The sequence below is a fragment of the Pseudomonas mangiferae genome, assembly GCF_007109405.1.
GTDB lineage: Bacteria > Pseudomonadota > Gammaproteobacteria > Pseudomonadales > Pseudomonadaceae > Pseudomonas_T > Pseudomonas_T mangiferae.
The window spans coordinates 96,529-113,380 of record NZ_VJOY01000010.1 but is presented as its reverse complement, the minus strand read 5'-3'; the positions used below and the strand labels follow the sequence as shown (position 1 = coordinate 113,380).

Sequence of the window (16,852 nt, the reverse complement as noted above, 5' to 3'; positions counted from 1 at the left end):
GAGTACATCATGCCCGACCCGCAAAACCTGATCTGGATCGACCTGGAAATGACCGGCCTGAATCCGGACAGCGACCTGATCATCGAAATGGCCACGGTAGTCACCGACTCCGACCTGAACATCCTCGCCGAGGGCCCGGTGATCGCCGTCCACCAGAGCGACGCGGCCCTGGACGGCATGGACGAATGGAACACCCGCCAGCATGGCCAGAGCGGGCTGACCCAGCGGGTGCGGGAAAGCCGCATCGACGCCGCCGAGGCGGAGGCCCAGACCGTGGCGTTCCTGGCGCAGTGGGTGCCGAAGGGCAAGTCGCCCATGTGCGGCAACAGCATCTGCCAGGACCGGCGTTTCCTGTTCCGCCACATGCCGACCCTGGAGCGCTACTTCCACTACCGCAACCTGGACGTGTCCACCGTCAAGGAACTGGCCGCCCGCTGGGCGCCGAGCGTGCGCGAAGGCTTCAGCAAGGGCAGCACCCACCTGGCCCTGGACGACATCCGCGAGTCCATCGCCGAACTGCGTCACTATCGCCAGCATTTCTTCAAGTTCTGAGCCGCACCCTGAACCCGGGCGGCCCGTCGCGCCGCCTCAGCCCCGCCGGTGGCGCGCCAGCGCCCATTCCACGTGTTCCCGCACCAGCGCCGACGGATGTTCGCGCCGGGAGGCCAGTGCCTCCAGCACCGCGATGGTCGACGGCGCGTTGCCCAACCCCACCGCCAGGTTGCGCAGCCAGCGCTCGTAGCCGGCACGACGCAGGGGCGAGCCCTCGGTACGGCTGAGGAATTCCGTCTCGTCCCAGCGGAACAGCGCCGCCAGCTCGGCATTGTCCAGGCCGTGGCGCGGCTGGAAGTCGCCCTGCCCGGTGGGCGTAGCGAACCGGTTCCACGGGCAGACCAGCTGGCAGTCGTCGCAGCCGAACACCCGGTTGCCGATCAGCGGCCGCAGCTCCTCCGGGATCGGCCCCTTGAGCTCGATGGTCAGGTAGGAAATACAGCGCCGGGCGTCCAGCACGTAGGGGCTGACGAAGGCCGCGGTGGGGCAGGTATCCAGGCAGGCCGAGCAACGGCCGCAGTGCTCGCTGCCATGGGGCGGGTCCACCGGCAGCGGGATGTCGACGAACAGTTCGCCGAGAAAGAAGAAGCTGCCGGCCTTGCGGTTGAGCACCAGGGTGTTCTTGCCGATCCAGCCCAGGCCGGCCTGCTCGGCGATGGCCTTTTCCAGCACCGGCGCGCTGTCGACGAACGCCCGGTAGCCGAACGGGCCGATGGCCGTCTGGATGCGTTCGGCCAGCTGCTGCAGGCGTTTGCGGATCAGCTTGTGATAGTCGCGGCCGAGGGCGTAGCGGGAGACGTAGGCCTTCTCCGGCTCGCCCAGCACCTGGGTCATGCGGGTGTCGCCGGGCAGGTAGTCCATGCGCAGGGACACCACCCGCAGGGTCCCCGGGACCAACTCGTCCGGCCGCGAGCGCTTGCTGCCGTGGGCCGCCATGTATTCCATTTCGCCCTGGTAGCCGGCGTCCAGCCAGCGCTGCAGGTGCGCTTCGTGCTCGCCCAGCACCACCCCGGCGATGCCCACCTGCTGGAAGCCCAGCTCACGACCCCAGACCTTGATCGACTGCGCGAGGGCATCCGGGTCGGGCCGGAGCGGAGGGGGAGAGGCGGGAGCGGCGGACATGGGCGAACGGAGCGAGGGAGGTGCGTATAATTCTGCCAGACCCAGCCGCCCGCGCCGACTCGCATGACTGCCTTTCACGACGACCTGCCCACTTCCCTGCATTCCGCCGCCCAGGTCCGCGACCTGGATGCGCGCCTGATCGCCGCCGGCACGCCGGGCTTCGACCTCATGCAGCGCGCCGCCCGCGCCACCTGGAATGCCCTGCGCCGACGCTGGCCGGACGCAGGCGCGCTGACCGTGCTGGCCGGCCATGGCAACAACGCCGGCGACGGCTACCTGGTCGCTGTGCTGGCCACGCGTGCGGGCTGGCAGGTCCGGGTGCTGGCGGTGGGCGAACCGACGCGGCTCGAGGGCGACGCCCGCCGGGCCCATGCGGAGGCCCTGGCCGCCGGGGTGGAGGTCCTGTCCTGGAGCACCCAGTCCGCCGTCGAGGGCGTGGCGGTGGATGCCCTGCTGGGCACCGGCTTCCACGGAACCTTGCGAGCGCCCTACGCCGAGGCGATCCGCTGGCTGAACGCCAGCGGCGCGCCGATCCTGGCGGTGGACCTGCCCTCGGGGCTCGAGGCCGACAGCGGGCGGGTGCCGGAGGTGGCGGTGCGGGCCGAACTGACCGTGACCTTCATCGGTCTCAAGCTCGGTTTATTTTCCGGTGAAGGGGCGGACATGGCCGGCGACCTGGTATTCGACGATCTGCAGGCGGACGCGGCGCTGCGCGAGGCGACCCCGGCGGTCGCCCGGCGCCTGGCCCGTGAGTATCTGCCGACCCTGGCGCCGCGCGCGCGTACCGCCCACAAGGGGCAGTTCGGCCATGTGCTGGTGGTGGGCGGCGACCTGGGCCTCGGTGGCTCGGTCCTGCTGAGCACCGAGAGCGCCCTGCGCGCCGGTGCCGGGCTGGTGAGCCTGGCCACCCGAGGCGAGCACGTCCCGGCCGCCCTGGCGCGGATGCCGGAAGTCATGGCGCGGGGCGTGCGCTCCGCCAATCAGTTGCACACCCTGGTGGACAAGGCCGACGTGCTGGTGGTCGGCCCCGGCCTCGGCCAGGACGCCTGGGGCCGCAGCCTGCTGAGCATCGCCAGTGGCCGCGAGGTGCCCCAGGTCTGGGATGCCGACGCGCTCAACCTGCTGGCCAGCGGCGGCTACCGTCTGCCGCCCGACGCGGTCATCACTCCGCACCCCGGCGAAGCCGGCCGGCTGCTCGGCCGAAGCACCGCCGACGTCCAGGCGGACCGGCCGGCCGCCGCCCGCGCCCTGGTGGAGCGCTTCGGCTGCTGCGTGATCCTTAAGGGCGCCGGCAGTCTGGTGGCCGCGCCGGGCCAGCCCCTCAGCCTCTGCGACCGTGGCCACCCGGCCATGGCCGGCGCCGGCTTCGGCGACGTGCTCGCCGGCCTGGTGGGGGCCTTGCGGGGCCAGGGGTTGTCCGCCTACGACGCCGCCTGCCTGGCGGTCTGGCTGCATGCCAGCGCTGGCGAACGCCTGGGTCAGGGTGGGCGCGGCATGACCGCCAGCGACCTGATTCCGGCGATCCGCCAGCTCCTCGAGGAGGTGTCCCCGTGCCGGCCGTGAGCGACGCGCTGACCCTGGAGATCGCCGACGAGGCCGGCATGCTGGCGCTGGGCGGGCGGCTCGCCGCGGTGACCGCCGGGCGCGGCATCCTGTATCTGCACGGCGACCTGGGGGCGGGCAAGACCACCCTGTCCCGCGGGATCATCCGTGGCCTCGGTCACCACGGCGCGGTGAAGAGTCCCACGTTCACCCTGGTGGAGCCCTATGAACTGGGCGAATGCCGGGCCTTCCACTTCGACCTGTATCGCCTGGCGGACCCGGAAGAGCTGGAGTTCCTCGGCATTCGCGACTACTTCGCCGACGATGCCCTGTGCCTGGTGGAATGGCCGCAGCGCGGGGCAGGCATTTTGCCAAAGGCCGACCTGGACATTACCATTAGCCCCCACGGGAGCGGCAGGCGATTGCTCCTGCAGCCGCGCAGCGCACGTGGCGAGGCTTGGTGCTCCGTACTGGGCGGTGCAGTTTGAACGACAAGATGGGGTGGGTTATGCGCATGCGCGCACTGTGTGCCGGCTTGGGGCTGATGCTTGCATTCCTGGCTTTCGACGCCCTGGCCGCCACGGCCGACGTGCGGGGCGTTCGCCTGTGGCGCGCGCCCGACAACACCCGGCTGGTGTTCGACCTGTCCGGGCCAGTGCAGCACAGCGTCTTCACCCTGAGCGCGCCCAACCGCCTGGTGATCGACGTCAACGGCGCCCATCTCACCACCCCCCTCGACAAGCTCAACTTCGCCAACACCCCCATCACCGGGATGCGTTCCGCGCAGCGCACCCCCGATGACCTGCGGGTGGTGATCGACCTGTCCGCGGTGGTCAATCCCAAGAGCTTCACCCTGGCGCCCAACCAGCAGTACGGCAACCGCCTGGTGGTGGATCTCTACGATCAGGAAGCCACCCCGTCCCCCAGCGTGCCGGCCACCGCCGTCCCCGACACGCCCCAACTGCCGGTGACCCCCGCGCAGCCGGCGGTGAAGCTGCCCAGCGTGCCGGGCGGCAAGCGCGACATCATCGTCGCGGTGGATGCCGGGCATGGCGGCGAGGACCCGGGAGCCATCGGCGCCAAGGGCCAGCACGAGAAGGACATCACCCTGGCCATCGCCAAGGCCCTGCAGCAGCAGATCAACCAGCAGAAGGGGTTCCGTGCCGAGCTGGTGCGGACCGGCGACTATTTCATCCCGCTGCGCAAGCGCACCGAGATCGCCCGCAAGAAGGGCGCCGACCTATTCGTCTCAATCCATGCGGATGCCGCGCCCCGGCCCTCGGCCTTCGGTGCGTCGGTGTTCGCCCTGTCCGATCGCGGCGCCACCTCGGAGACCGCCCGCTGGCTGGCGGACAACGAGAACCGTTCCGACCTGATCGGCGGCGTCGGCGGGGTCAGCCTGGACGACAAGGACCGCATGCTGGCCGGCGTGCTGCTGGACCTGTCCATGACCGCCTCGCTGTCGTCGAGCCTGAACGTCGGGCAGAAGGTCCTCACCAACATCGGTCGCGCCACCCCGCTGCACAAGCGCCGAGTCGAGCAAGCCGCGTTCATGGTGCTGAAGTCCCCGGACATCCCGTCGATCCTGGTGGAAACCGGCTTCATCTCCAATCCCAACGAGGCGCTCAAGCTCACAAGTGCCAGCCACCAGCAAGTGTTGGCCCGCTCCATCGCCTCCGGTGTGCGCCAGTTCTTCCAGCAGAACCCGCCGCCCGGGACCTACCTTGCGGCGCTGCGTGACCAGGGGCGCCTGCCCACCGGCCCGCGGGAGCACGTGGTGGCGCCCGGCGAGAGCCTGGCCCTGATCGCCCAGCGCTACCAGGTCAGCCTCGGTTCGCTGCGCAGCGCCAACGGCCTGAAGAACGACACCGTGAAGGTCGGCCAGACCCTGAACGTGCCGGCCACCACCCTGGCGTCCCAGGAATGAGCGGCTCCCCGGAACGGCTGGCGTCCCGCATCCAGCAACTGTCGCCGCGGCTGGCCAACCAGATCGCCGCCGGCGAGGTGGTGGAGCGGCCCGCCTCGGTGATCAAGGAGTTGCTGGAGAACAGCCTGGACGCCGGCGCACGGCGAATCGACGTCGAGGTGGAGCAGGGTGGTATCAAGCTCCTGCGGGTCCGCGACGACGGTGGCGGCATCGATGCCGACGATCTGCCCCTGGCTCTGTCTCGCCATGCCACCAGCAAGATCCGCGAGCTGGAAGACCTAGAGCGGGTGATGAGCCTGGGCTTTCGCGGCGAGGCCCTGGCGTCCATCAGTTCCGTGGCGCGGCTAACCCTGACCTCCCGCACGGCCGATGCCGCCCAGGCCTGGCAGGTGGAGGCCGAGGGCCGCGACATGGCTCCTCGCGTGCAGCCGGCGGCCCACCCGGTGGGGACCTCGGTGGAAGTGCGCGACCTGTTCTTCAATACCCCGGCCCGGCGCAAGTTCCTGCGGGCCGAGAAAACCGAGTTCGACCACCTGCAGGAAGTCATCAAGCGCCTGGCGCTGGCCCGTTTCGATGTGGCGTTCCACTTGCGCCACAACGGCAAGACGGTGCTGGCGCTGCACGAGGCCCACGACGAGCTGGCCCGCGCACGCCGGGTCGCGGCGGTGTGCGGGTCGGCCTTCCTGGAACAGGCCCTGCCCATCGAGATCGAGCGCAACGAACTGCGCCTGTGGGGCTGGGTCGGCTTGCCGACCTTTTCCCGTAGTCAGGCCGACCTGCAGTATTTCTACGTGAACGGCCGCATGGTGCGCGACAAGCTGGTGGCTCACGCGGTGCGCCAGGCCTACCGCGACGTGTTGTTCAACGGCCGTCACCCGACCTTCGTGCTGTTCCTGGAGATCGATCCGCTGGGGGTGGACGTTAACGTCCATCCCACCAAGCACGAGGTGCGCTTCCGCGAAGGGCGGATGGTTCACGATTTTCTCTATGGCACCCTGCACCGGGCGCTGGGGGATGTGCGTCCGGAGGACCAGTTGGCCGCGCCGGCGGCGGTGACGGCGGTGCTGCGTCCCACCGGGCCGGCGGCCGGGGAGTTCGGTCCCCAGGGCGAGATGAGCCTGGCGGCCTCGGTGCTCGAGGTGCCGGCAGCGCCGCAGGACTGGCGTCCCGGCGCGAGCACCGGAGGCGGTTATTCGCCTCCGCGGCCGGCCCCGGACGGTTCGCTCGCCGAAGTGCGCGGCGCCTACCGGGAATTCTTCGCCCCGCTGCCGCAGGGCGCCTCGCCCGCCGCGCTACCGGACACGCCGGGTGACGTACCGCCCCTGGGCTACGCCCTGGCACAGCTGAAGGGCGTCTACATCCTGGCCGAGAACAGCATCGGGCTGGTGCTGGTGGACATGCACGCCGCCCATGAACGGATCACCTACGAGCGCCTGAAGACGGCGATGGACAGCGAAGGCCTGCGCAGCCAGCCGCTGCTGGTGCCGGAGTCCATCGCGGTCAGCCAGCGCGAAGCGGATTGCGCTGAGGAACACGGTGCCTGGTTCCAGCGCCTGGGCTTCGAGCTGCAGCGCCTGGGGCCGGAAACCCTGGCGATCCGCCAGATCCCGGCATTGCTCAAACAGGCCGAGGCCAACCAGCTGGTGCGCGACGTGGTCGCCGACCTGCTGGAGTACGGCACCAGCGACCGCATCCAAGCGCACCTCAACGAGCTGCTGGCCACCATGGCCTGCCATGGCGCCGTTCGGGCCAACCGCCGGCTGACCCTGCCGGAGATGAATGCGTTGCTGCGGGACATGGAGCAGACCGAGCGCAGCGGGCAGTGCAACCATGGGCGCCCCACCTGGACCCAGCTGGGCATGGACGACCTGGACAAGCTGTTCCTGCGCGGTCGCTGAGCCGCCTCTTTTCCTTCCCGACCTTCCTCCATGAACCCACGGCTTCCTCCCGCGATCTTCCTGATGGGCCCCACGGCCGCGGGCAAGACCGACCTGGCCCTGGCCCTGGCCGATGCCTTGCCCTGCGACCTGATCAGCGTCGACTCCGCCCTGGTCTACCGCGGCATGGACATCGGCACCGCGAAGCCGGAGCCTGCGGTACTGGCACGCCATCCCCATCGGCTGATCGACATCCGTGACCCGGCCCAGAGCTATTCCGCCGCCGAGTTCCGCGCCGACGCCCTGGCAGCCATGGCGGAGAGCCGCGCGAGAGGCCGCATTCCCCTGCTGGTGGGCGGCACCATGCTGTACTACAAGGCGCTGCTGGAGGGCCTGGCGGACATGCCGGCCGCCGATCCGGCGGTGCGCGCGGCCCTCGAGGCCCAGGCCGCGGCCGAGGGCTGGGAGGCACTGCACCGTGAGCTGGCGACGGTGGACCCAGTGTCCGCCGCGCGCATCCATCCGAACGATCCGCAGCGCCTCGTCCGGGCCCTCGAGGTGTACCGGGTGAGCGGCCTTACCATGACCGCCCACCGCGAGCGTCAACGCGCCGAAAATACCGTCCCAGAGGCTCCGGGCGCTGGACAATTCCCTTATACTGTCGCCCACTTGGCGATCGCTCCGGCGCAGCGCCAGGTCCTGCACGGGCGGATCGCCGAGCGTTTTCGCCTGATGCTGGAACGGGGGTTCGTCGAGGAAGTCGAAGCCCTGCGTGAGCGGGGTGATTTACATGTGGGGTTGCCGTCGATACGCGCCGTGGGCTACCGGCAGGTGTGGGAATACCTGGAAGGCAGCCTGAGCCGGGCCGAAATGGAAGCGCGAGGCGTCATCGCCACGCGTCAACTGGCCAAACGTCAATTCACCTGGTTGCGCAGCTGGTCCGATCTGCACTGGCTGGACAGCCTGGCTTGCGACAATCTGCCGCGTACCTTGAAATACCTGAAAGCGGTCTCCATATTGAGTTGAGACCTCACGGTCGCGTTTGTCCCCGGGCACGCGATACACCAAATTCTTTCTTACTTGATACCTACCAAACGGTTGATTCTTAAAGGAGTGCGTCACATGTCAAAAGGGCATTCGCTACAAGACCCTTACCTCAACACCCTGCGTAAGGAACGCGTCCCGGTTTCCATCTATCTCGTCAACGGTATCAAGCTGCAGGGCCAGATCGAATCCTTCGACCAGTTCGTCATTCTGCTGAAGAACACGGTCAGCCAGATGGTGTACAAGCATGCCATCTCCACCGTGGTGCCGAGCCGTCCGGTTCGCCTGCCCACCGCTGATCAGCCACTGGAACCGGGCAACGCCTGACAGGAGTCCGCATTGTTCTTCGAGCGCCCGGGAGGTGGTGAGCGGGCCATTCTGGTTCATCTGGAAGGCCAGGATCCCGAGGTGCGGGAAGACCCGCAGGAATTCCAGGAGCTGGCACGCTCCGCGGGCGCGGATATGGTGGCCCTCGTGGTCGTCCCGCGCCAGCAGTTCACTGCCAAGTACCTGATCGGTAGCGGCAAGGTTGACGAATTGCACGATCTCGTCCGGGCCGAACAGGTCGAGCTGGTCATCTTCAACCACACCCTCACACCCAGCCAGGAGCGCAACCTCGAGCGTGCCTTCGAGTGCCGGGTGCTGGACCGTACCGGTCTCATCCTCGACATCTTCGCCCAGCGCGCCCGTACCCATGAAGGCAAGCTGCAGGTGGAGCTGGCGCAGCTCAACCATGTGAGCACCCGGCTGGTGCGGGGCTGGACCCACCTGGAGCGGCAGAAGGGCGGGATCGGCCTGCGTGGCCCCGGCGAGACTCAGTTGGAGACCGACCGCCGCCTGCTGCGGGTGCGTATCCGTCAGATCAAGCACCGACTCGACAAAGTCCGCAGCCAGCGCGAGCAGGCGCGACGCGGGCGCAAGCGGGCGGAAATCCCTTCGATCTCTCTGGTGGGCTATACAAACGCCGGTAAATCCACGCTGTTCAATGCGCTAACCACCTCGGACGTCTATGCCGCCAACCAGCTGTTCGCCACCCTCGACCCGACGTTGCGCCGTCTGGACCTGAGCGACATCGGTCCGGTGGTGCTGGCGGATACCGTGGGGTTCATCCGTCACCTGCCGCACAAGCTGGTGGAGGCGTTCCGCGCGACCCTCGAGGAATCCAGTAACGCCGACCTGCTGGTGCACGTGATCGATGCCCACGAGCCCGAGCGCGACGCCCAGGTTGAGCAGGTGCTGGCGGTGCTGGCGGAGATCGGCGCGGACCAGCTGCCGATTCTCGAGGTGTATAACAAGCTGGACCTGCTCGATGGCATCCCGCCGCACATCCAGCGTGATGCCGAGGGCAATCCCGAGCGGGTCTGGCTGTCCGCCCGCGATGGGCTCGGACTGGAGTTGCTGGAGCAGGCTATCGCCGAGTTGCTTGGGGACAACCTGTTCGCCGGGGTGTTGCGATTGCCCCAGACGCTGGCGAAGTTGCGGGCGCAGTTCTTCGAGGCGGGCGCGGTGCAGGCCGAGGAGCACGATGAGTCCGGTACTACACTGCTGTCCGTGCGCCTGCCGCGGGTGGAACTCAACCGTCTGGTGAGCCGCGAGGGCTGGGAGCCGGACGCATTCATCGAGCAACATACTTTGCAATAAAGCCCGGCCCCGTGCTTTTGCCGCGGGCGACGGGCATTCTGTAGCATTGGCGGGCGCGCCGCGGGCGCGCCTTCGCTTTATCAGATGGAGAGCGCTATGGCTTGGAACGAGCCGGGTGGCAACTCGAATAACCAGGACCCCTGGGGCGGGCGCAAAGGGGGCGGTAAACAAAGTCCACCGGATCTGGATGAAGTCCTGCGCAAACTGCAGGGTAGCCTGGGCGGTCTGCTCGGCGGACGCAAACGCAGCGGCAGTGGGGGCGATGGTGGCTCCGGCGGTCGCGGGCGCGGCGGCAGTTTCGGCTTGGTGGGGATCGTCCTCGGCGTACTGGCCATCCTCTGGCTGTACAACGCCATCTACGTGGTGGATGAGCAGGAGCAGGCCGTGGTGCTGCGCCTCGGCAAGTACCACGAGACCGTCGGCCCGGGCCTGAACATCTACTTCCCGCCCTTCGACAAGCGCTTCCAGGAGAACGTTACCCGTGAGCGGGCCTACAGCAAGCAGGGCCAGATGCTCACCGAGGACGAGAACATCGTCGAAGTGCCGCTCACCGTGCAGTACAAGGTCACCAGCCTGCAGGACTTCGTGCTCAACGTCGACCAGCCGGAAGTGAGCCTGCAGCAGGCCACCGAGAGCGCCCTGCGCCACGTGGTGGGTTCCACGGCGATGGACCAGGTCCTCACCGAGGGTCGCGAGCTGATGGCCAGCGAAATCAAGCAGCGCCTGCAGCGTTTTCTCGATACCTACCGCACCGGTATCACCGTCACCCAGGTCAACGTGCAGAGTGCGGCCGCGCCGCGGGACGTGCAGGAAGCCTTCGACGACGTGATCCGCGCACGGGAAGACGAGCAGCGCGCCAAGAACCAGGCGGAAGCCTACGCCAACGGCGTGGTGCCGGAGGCCCGAGGCCAGGCACAGCGCATCATCGAGGACGCCAATGGCTACCGGGATGAAGTGGTGGCTCGCGCCCAGGGTGAGGCCGACCGCTTCACCAAGCTGGTGGTGGAGTACCGCAAGGCGCCGGAGGTGACTCGCCAGCGCCTGTACCTGGATACCATGCAGGAGGTGTTCAGCAACACCAGCAAGGTGCTGCTGACGGGTGACAAGGCCCAGAACAACCTGCTGTATCTGCCGTTGGACAAGATGATCGACAACCGTGGGGCGAGCAATGCGGCGTCGGGTGGAGTGACCAGCAGCGCGCCGGACGTGGGCGCCCGTGTGGTCACCGACCTGCAGCAGCGTGACCTGCGTTCGAGGGAGAGCCGCTGATGAGCAACAAATCGCTGATCGCCCTGATCTGCGGCGTGGTCGTCGCGCTGGTGGCCTGGAACAGCTTCTACATCGTGCTGCAGACCGAGAAGGCCGTGATGCTGCGCTTCGGCCGTATCGTCCAGGCCGACGTTCCGCCGGGCCTGCACGTGAAGATTCCGTACGTCAACCAGGTGCGCAAGTTCGATGCGCGGCTGCTGACCCTGGACTCGCCCACCGAGCGCTTCCTCACCCTGGAGAAGAAAGCGGTGATGGTGGATGCCTATGCCAAGTGGCGGGTAGCGGATGCCGAGCGCTTCTACACTGCCACGTCCGGCATGAAGCAGATCGCCGACGAGCGTCTGTCGCGGCGCCTGGAAGCGGGGCTGCGCGACCAGTTCGGTAAGCGCACCCTGCACGAGGTGGTGTCTGGCGAACGCGATGCGCTCATGGGCGACATCACTGCAGCGCTGAACCGCATGGCGGGCAAGGAGCTGGGTATCGAAGTGGTGGACGTGCGCGTCAAGGCCATCGACCTGCCCAAGGAAGTCAACCGCAGCGTGTTCGAGCGCATGGGCACCGAACGCGAGCGTGAGGCGCGGGAACACCGGGCCAAAGGCAGCGAGTTGGCCGAAGGTATCCGTGCCGACGCCGACCGCCAGCGCCGGGTGCTGCTGGCCGAGGCTTACCGCCAGGCGGAAGAGGCTCGCGGTGATGGCGACGCCAAGGCCGCGGCGATCTACTCCCAGGCTTATGGCCAGGACCAGGAGTTCTACGCGTTCTATCGCAGCCTGCGGGCTTACCGGGAAAGCTTCGCCACCAAGGGTGACGTCTTGGTCCTCGACCCCAGCAGTGAGTTCTTCCGCTACCTGCAGCAGGCCAAGCCCTGACCGGGACCCGGCAGGCGTCCCGTCGCCTGCCGGGGTGACCCACGGGGAAAATCTGGGTATCATGAATCAGCCGGGAACCTCCCGGCTTTTTTACGTCCGCGGGAATCATGCGGCAGGAATCGGCCTCGCGGCCGGGCTGCCTTTCTCTCTGCGCCGAGGCGCACCGCGGTACCGGGCTGGCGGCCTTCACTGCCGGCTCCGCCCGACGGGAATGACCGGCCTGCCGCCGGGCTCGCTCCCGCATCGGCTTCACTGAAGGCCTGCCGCCGATTGAGAAGGAAATGGTGAAATGGCAACGGTAGATCGCTGGCTGCTGCCAGATGGGATCGAAGAAGTGCTGCCGCCTGAAGCGGCCCGTATCGAAGCAGCCCGTCGTCAGGTACTGGACCTGTTCCAGCGCTGGGGCTACGAGTTCGTCGTCACGCCACACCTGGAATACCTCGAATCCCTGCTGACCGGCGCGGGCCAGGACCTCGACCTGCGTACCTTCAAGGTCATCGACCCGCAGTCCGGCCGGCTGATGGGCTTCCGGGCCGACATCACCCCGCAGGTGGCGCGCCTCGATGCCCACACCCTGCGCCGCGAAGGCCCCAGCCGGTTGTGCTACGCCGGTAGCGTGCTCCACGTGCAGCCCCGCGCGCTGTCCACCTCCCGCAGCCCGATCCAGCTGGGCGCCGAACTCTACGGCGACGCCAGTCCTGCCAGCGACGTGGAAGTCATCAGCCTGATGCTGGACATGCTGGACATGGCGCGCGTCCCCGATGTGCACATGGACCTCGGCCACGTCGGCATCTACCGTGGCCTGGCGCGCGCAGCCGACCTGTCCGGCCAGGCCGAGCAGGAGCTCTTCGACGCCCTGCAGCGCAAGGCCGTGGACGAAGTGGCCGCCCTTACCGATCACCTGCAGCCCGGCATGGCCTCCATGCTGCGGGCCCTTGCCGAATTGTCCGGCGGGCGCGAGGTGCTGGAGTTGGCCCAGGCCTGCCTGGTGGAGGCGCCGGGCGATGTCCACCGTGCCCTGGACGACCTGATCGCCATCGCCGACGAACTGGAAGTGCGTTATCCGGAATTGCCGCTGTACTTCGACCTGGGCGAGCTGCGGGGCTATCACTATCACTCCGGCGTGGTGTTCGCCGCGTTCGTCCCCGGGGTTGGCCAGTCCATCGCCCAGGGCGGGCGCTACGACGGCATCGGTGCCGATTTCGGCCGGGCACGCCCGGCCACGGGCTTCTCCACCGACCTCAAGTCCCTGGTCAGCCTCGGCCGCATGCAGCTGGACGAGCCGTTGACCGGCATCTGGGCGCCGGACAGCCGCGACGTCTACCTGTGGCAGGCAGTACGCCGGCTGCGGCGCGAAGGCCAGCGGGTGGTGCAGGCGCTGCCCGGCCAAGCTTCCGGAGCCGCTGGCGAGGCCGGTTGCGACAGCCAGCTGGTCTGGCGCGACGGTCAGTGGGCCGTGGCGCCACTGGCGCTCTGAATCGTTTTTTCGCCGGCCTGGCCGGCTGTGGTTTTCCTCGAGAGGACAAGTGTTATGGGTAAGAATGTCGTCGTCCTGGGCACCCAGTGGGGTGATGAGGGCAAGGGCAAGATCGTCGACCTGCTCACCGACCAGGCCGCCGCCGTGGTGCGCTACCAGGGCGGGCACAACGCCGGCCATACCCTGGTGATCGACGGTGAGAAGACCGTGCTGCACCTGATCCCGTCCGGCATCCTGCGCGACAATGTGCAGTGCCTGATCGGCAACGGGGTGGTGGTCGCGCCGGACGCCCTGCTGCGGGAGATCACCAAGCTGGAAGAGAAGGGCGTACCGGTGCGCGAGCGCCTGCGCATCAGCCCCTCGTGCACCCTGATCCTGCCCTACCACGTGGCCCTGGATCAGGCCCGGGAGAAAGCCCGCGGCGATGCGAAGATCGGCACCACCGGCCGCGGCATCGGCCCGGCCTACGAGGACAAGGTGGCCCGTCGCGGCCTGCGCATCGGCGACCTGTTCCACCGCGAGCGCTTCGCCGCCAAGCTGGGCGAACTGCTGGACTTCCACAACTTCGTCCTGCAGCACTACTACAAGGAGCCGGCGCTCGACTTCCAGAAGACTCTGGACGAAGCGCTCGGCTACGCCGACCTGCTGAAGCCGATGATCACCGACGTCGCCGCCCGCCTGCACGAACTGCGCAGGGAAGGCGCCTGCATCATGTTCGAGGGCGCCCAGGGTTCGCTGCTGGACATCGACCACGGCACCTACCCCTACGTCACCAGTTCCAGCACCACCGCCGGCGGCACCGCCACCGGTTCGGGCTTCGGCCCGCTGTACCTGGACTACATCCTCGGCATCACCAAGGCCTACACCACTCGCGTGGGGTCCGGTCCGTTCCCCACCGAGCTGTTCGACGACGTCGGCGCATTCCTCGCCAAGCGTGGCCACGAGTTCGGCGCCACCACCGGTCGCGCCCGTCGCTGCGGCTGGTTCGATGCGGTGATCCTGCGCCGCGCCATCGAGATCAACAGCATCTCCGGCCTCTGCCTGACCAAGCTGGACGTGCTCGACGGCCTGGACACCATCCGTATCTGCACCGGCTACAAGGACCAGAACGGTGATGTGCTGACCGACGCGCCCACCGATGCCGACAGCTACATCGGCCTGCAGCCGGTATACGAGGAGGTGCCCGGCTGGTCCGAGTCGACCGTGGGGGCGAAGAGCCTGGACGACCTGCCGGCCAACGCCCGTGCCTACATCAAGCGCATCGAGGCGCTGGTGGGGGCGCCCATCGACATCATCTCCACCGGCCCGGACCGTAACGAGACGATTGTCCTGCGTCATCCCTATGCCTGATCGGATCGGGTAGAAAAGCAACGGGCCGCTATGCGGCCCGTTGCTTTTTCAGGAGGAAATTTCGTCCCGCAAGCGGCACGCCCTTTGCTTTGGGCTATAAATCCCTTTGTAGTCCCGTCCATCGACGGTCGTTGGAGGTCAATATCGTGTCCGCCGTCCTTTCCCTGCTGCGCAGCCGCTTGCTGCTGCCTGTGTTCGTCGCCCTGGGCATCGCCCTGTTCGTACAGGTGGTGGTGGTGCTCGTGCTGACCCAGAGCACCGTGAAAACCCTGATGGCTGACCTGGGCGACCGCCTGAGCAGCGACACCGAGCGCCTTTCCTCCGAGCTGAAGGCGGCCGGGGACGAGGTGACTTCCAGCCTGGGTAGCCTTTCCACCCGCACCCGGGAGGGGCTCACCACAGGCCTCACCGCGCGGCTGTCGGAAGAACAGAAGCAGATGCGTACCGCCCTGGAAAAGGGCCTGAAGGACTCCGCCAACGATCTGGCGCTGCTGCTGGCGGCCGTCGCCCCGCGCGCCATGTGGGACGCCGATATCCCGACGCTGTCCGAATTCGCGCGCCGTGCGCAACGCAATCCCAACGTGCTGTTCGTCGTCTATGACGATGCCGAAGGTCAGCACCTGACCCGCTACCTGAACCGCGACAACGCCCAGATCAAGGCACTGCTGGAAAAGGGGCAGGGAGCTCGAGCGCTAGACAAGGTCCTGGACGCCGCGCGCAACGACCCATCGGTGTTCTTCGTGGAGTCGTCCATCAGCCCCAACGGGGTGGAAATCGGCAAGGTGCTGATGGGGGTCTCCACTGCAGCCATCGAGAGCGAACTGGCTGCCCTGGATACCCGCTTCGGCGCCTTGATTTCCAGCAGCGACCAACTGGTGGCGGACAGCCTCGCCGGCGCCGCCAAGGACAGTTCCACGGCCCTGACGGCTCGCCTGAAGTCCGCCGAGGAAACCGCTTCCAACATGACCGCCGGCATGCGTGGCGCGGTGCACAACGCGGAATCCAACCTGCGCTGGCGCATCGGTATCGGCCTGGTGCTGGTGGGGTTCGGCGTGCTGTTGGTGGTGGCGATCGTGCTGGGCCACCGGGTGGTGAACCGCCTGCGCCTGCTCATCGCGGCGCTCCACGACCTGGCAGCGGGCGAGGGCGACTTGACCCGCCGGGTGGAAATCGATAGCCGTGACGAAGTCGGGGAAATGGCTTCGGCGGTGAACAGCTTCGTCGCCAAGTTGCAGCCCATCGTGCGCGAAGCGGGAGACGTGGCGGTGCGCACCGGGCATGAGATCAGCGACCTGACCGCTCGAAGCGGCGCTGCCGAGGCGGCGACGGCACGTCAGCGGGACGAGGTGGCGGTGAGCCTGAGCGCCCTGGCGGAAATGGCCGCCGAGGCCCAGTCGGAAAGCCACACCATGCAGGAAGCGCTGGAGCGGGTGGTGGCGATCCGCAAGGCGGCCCACGACAACGCGGCGATCGCCAGCCGGGTGGGCAGCCTGATCGAGGAACTGGTCACCCGGGTCGAGACCGGCTCCGCGGTGATCGAACGCCTGGCACGCCAGAGCGAGCAGATCGAAGTGGTGCTGACGGTGATCCATGGCATCGCCGAGCAGACCAACCTGCTGGCGCTGAACGCCGCCATCGAAGCCGCTCGCGCCGGTGAAAGCGGCCGCGGGTTCGCCGTGGTGGCCGACGAGGTGCGCGCGCTGGCGAGCAAGACCCAGCAATCCACCGGGGACATCCAGGCGCATATCGGCGCCCTGCAGCGGGGCGCCCGCGAGGCGGTGGCGGCCATCGGCCAGGCCGGCCAGCAGGCGGGCGAAGGGTTGTCGGCGCTGCGGGAAAGCCGTCAGTTGCAGCAATCCGTGGAGCGCGCGGTGGACGAGGTCCACGTGGCCATCGATGCTGCGACCCTGGCCGCGTCCCGGCAGGCGGCCGGTGCCGATGCCGTGCGTGGGCGGGTCGAGGTGATTCATGCGGAAGCCCAGCGGGCTGCCGAGGCCGTAGCGGCCACGGCGGCCAGTGGGCGGGAACTGGACATGCTGGCGGCCCAGCTCAAGGCCAGCCTGGGGCAATTCCGCGCCTGACTGCGAGATGAACCCGGTGCCGGCTGCGAGTCGGTATCGGGCAAAAAGAAAATTTTCCGGAACGGAAAAAACAAAACCGAGCACGAGGCTCGGTTCTGTTT

General features: G+C 68.0%; 14 protein-coding genes and 1 pseudogene. 14 read left to right on the top strand and 1 reads right to left on the bottom strand.

From position 1 onward, the window contains the following. Nucleotides 1-9: 9 nt before the first annotated feature. On the top strand, nt 10-552 hold the full coding sequence (gene orn, locus FM069_RS14800) for an oligoribonuclease (RefSeq protein ID WP_143489137.1): 543 nt from the start codon (nt 10-12) through the stop codon (nt 550-552). Between the two features lie 36 nt (nt 553-588). Here the strand turns inward: orn and queG are convergent, their stop codons facing one another. Further along, entirely contained in the window at nt 589-1,674 is a 1,086-nt protein-coding gene (gene queG, locus FM069_RS14795; RefSeq protein WP_143489136.1) for a tRNA epoxyqueuosine(34) reductase QueG, read from the bottom strand. Between the two features lie 63 nt (nt 1,675-1,737). On the opposite strand from queG, the gene FM069_RS14790 reads away from it, so the two are divergent. The 13 genes and pseudogenes from FM069_RS14790 to FM069_RS22360 all read left to right on the top strand — a co-directional run bounded on the left by FM069_RS14790 (nt 1,738) and on the right by FM069_RS22360 (nt 16,751). Continuing rightward, nucleotides 1,738-3,237 carry an NAD(P)H-hydrate dehydratase gene (locus FM069_RS14790; protein ID WP_143489135.1) on the top strand — a complete coding sequence of 500 codons (1,500 nt, stop codon included), beginning with the start codon at nt 1,738-1,740 and terminating at the stop codon, nt 3,235-3,237. Next, nucleotides 3,234-3,704: a tRNA (adenosine(37)-N6)-threonylcarbamoyltransferase complex ATPase subunit type 1 TsaE gene (tsaE, locus tag FM069_RS14785; protein ID WP_143489223.1), complete on the top strand. Its 471-nt coding sequence runs from the start codon at nt 3,234-3,236 to the stop codon at nt 3,702-3,704. The genes FM069_RS14790 and tsaE overlap by 4 nt, the downstream gene beginning before the upstream one ends. 8 nt (nt 3,705-3,712) lie before the next feature. Next, a complete protein-coding gene (locus FM069_RS14780) occupies nt 3,713-5,143 on the top strand; it encodes an N-acetylmuramoyl-L-alanine amidase (RefSeq protein ID WP_218570303.1) in 1,431 nt (476 codons plus the stop codon). After that, complete coding sequence (gene mutL, locus FM069_RS14775; protein WP_143489133.1) at nt 5,140-7,041, top strand: DNA mismatch repair endonuclease MutL; 1,902 nt, start codon at nt 5,140-5,142, stop codon at nt 7,039-7,041. Before FM069_RS14780 ends, mutL begins: the two co-directional genes overlap by 4 nt. A gap of 30 nt (nt 7,042-7,071) precedes the next feature. Further along, nucleotides 7,072-8,046 (top strand): tRNA (adenosine(37)-N6)-dimethylallyltransferase MiaA, encoded by a 975-nt coding sequence (gene miaA, locus FM069_RS14770; protein ID WP_143489132.1) that lies wholly within the window; start codon nt 7,072-7,074, stop codon nt 8,044-8,046. A gap of 96 nt (nt 8,047-8,142) precedes the next feature. Continuing rightward, complete coding sequence (gene hfq, locus FM069_RS14765; protein WP_143489131.1) at nt 8,143-8,391, top strand: RNA chaperone Hfq; 249 nt, start codon at nt 8,143-8,145, stop codon at nt 8,389-8,391. A gap of 12 nt (nt 8,392-8,403) precedes the next feature. Next, nucleotides 8,404-9,705, top strand: coding sequence for a ribosome rescue GTPase HflX (gene hflX / locus FM069_RS14760; RefSeq protein WP_143489130.1), 1,302 nt, complete (start codon nt 8,404-8,406; stop codon nt 9,703-9,705). Between the two features lie 96 nt (nt 9,706-9,801). Continuing rightward, nucleotides 9,802-10,974 carry an FtsH protease activity modulator HflK gene (gene hflK / locus FM069_RS14755; RefSeq protein ID WP_143489129.1) on the top strand — a complete coding sequence of 391 codons (1,173 nt, stop codon included), beginning with the start codon at nt 9,802-9,804 and terminating at the stop codon, nt 10,972-10,974. Further along, on the top strand, nt 10,974-11,843 hold the full coding sequence (hflC, locus tag FM069_RS14750) for a protease modulator HflC (RefSeq protein WP_143489128.1): 870 nt from the start codon (nt 10,974-10,976) through the stop codon (nt 11,841-11,843). The genes hflK and hflC overlap by 1 nt, the downstream gene beginning before the upstream one ends. Nucleotides 11,844-12,132: 289 nt before the next feature. After that, nucleotides 12,133-13,320 (top strand): ATP phosphoribosyltransferase regulatory subunit, encoded by a 1,188-nt coding sequence (locus tag FM069_RS14745; RefSeq protein WP_143489127.1) that lies wholly within the window; start codon nt 12,133-12,135, stop codon nt 13,318-13,320. A gap of 54 nt (nt 13,321-13,374) precedes the next feature. Then, nucleotides 13,375-14,670, top strand: coding sequence for an adenylosuccinate synthase (locus FM069_RS14740; RefSeq protein ID WP_143489126.1), 1,296 nt, complete (start codon nt 13,375-13,377; stop codon nt 14,668-14,670). A gap of 272 nt (nt 14,671-14,942) precedes the next feature. Further along, nucleotides 14,943-15,893, top strand: a pseudogene (locus tag FM069_RS22365) (HAMP domain-containing protein); the annotation flags it as partial. Beyond that, entirely contained in the window at nt 15,867-16,751 is an 885-nt protein-coding gene (locus FM069_RS22360; protein WP_407681593.1) for a methyl-accepting chemotaxis protein, read from the top strand. The pseudogene FM069_RS22365 and the gene FM069_RS22360, both read left to right, overlap by 27 nt. Nucleotides 16,752-16,852: the final 101 nt, after the last annotated feature.

Coding starts and splice junctions, on each gene's coding strand:
- mutL (WP_143489133.1), top strand. CDS start 5,140: ATGAGCGGCTCCCCGGAACGGCTGGCGTCCCGCATCCAGCAACTGTCG.
- queG (WP_143489136.1), bottom strand. CDS start 1,674: ATGTCCGCCGCTCCCGCCTCTCCCCCTCCGCTCCGGCCCGACCCGGAT.
- FM069_RS14745 (WP_143489127.1), top strand. CDS start 12,133: ATGGCAACGGTAGATCGCTGGCTGCTGCCAGATGGGATCGAAGAAGTG.
- FM069_RS14790 (WP_143489135.1), top strand. CDS start 1,738: ATGACTGCCTTTCACGACGACCTGCCCACTTCCCTGCATTCCGCCGCC.
- hflC (WP_143489128.1), top strand. CDS start 10,974: ATGAGCAACAAATCGCTGATCGCCCTGATCTGCGGCGTGGTCGTCGCG.
- FM069_RS22360 (WP_407681593.1), top strand. CDS start 15,867: ATGGCTTCGGCGGTGAACAGCTTCGTCGCCAAGTTGCAGCCCATCGTG.
- miaA (WP_143489132.1), top strand. CDS start 7,072: ATGAACCCACGGCTTCCTCCCGCGATCTTCCTGATGGGCCCCACGGCC.
- orn (WP_143489137.1), top strand. CDS start 10: ATGCCCGACCCGCAAAACCTGATCTGGATCGACCTGGAAATGACCGGC.
- hflK (WP_143489129.1), top strand. CDS start 9,802: ATGGCTTGGAACGAGCCGGGTGGCAACTCGAATAACCAGGACCCCTGG.
- hfq (WP_143489131.1), top strand. CDS start 8,143: ATGTCAAAAGGGCATTCGCTACAAGACCCTTACCTCAACACCCTGCGT.
- FM069_RS14780 (WP_218570303.1), top strand. CDS start 3,713: ATGGGGTGGGTTATGCGCATGCGCGCACTGTGTGCCGGCTTGGGGCTG.
- FM069_RS14740 (WP_143489126.1), top strand. CDS start 13,375: ATGGGTAAGAATGTCGTCGTCCTGGGCACCCAGTGGGGTGATGAGGGC.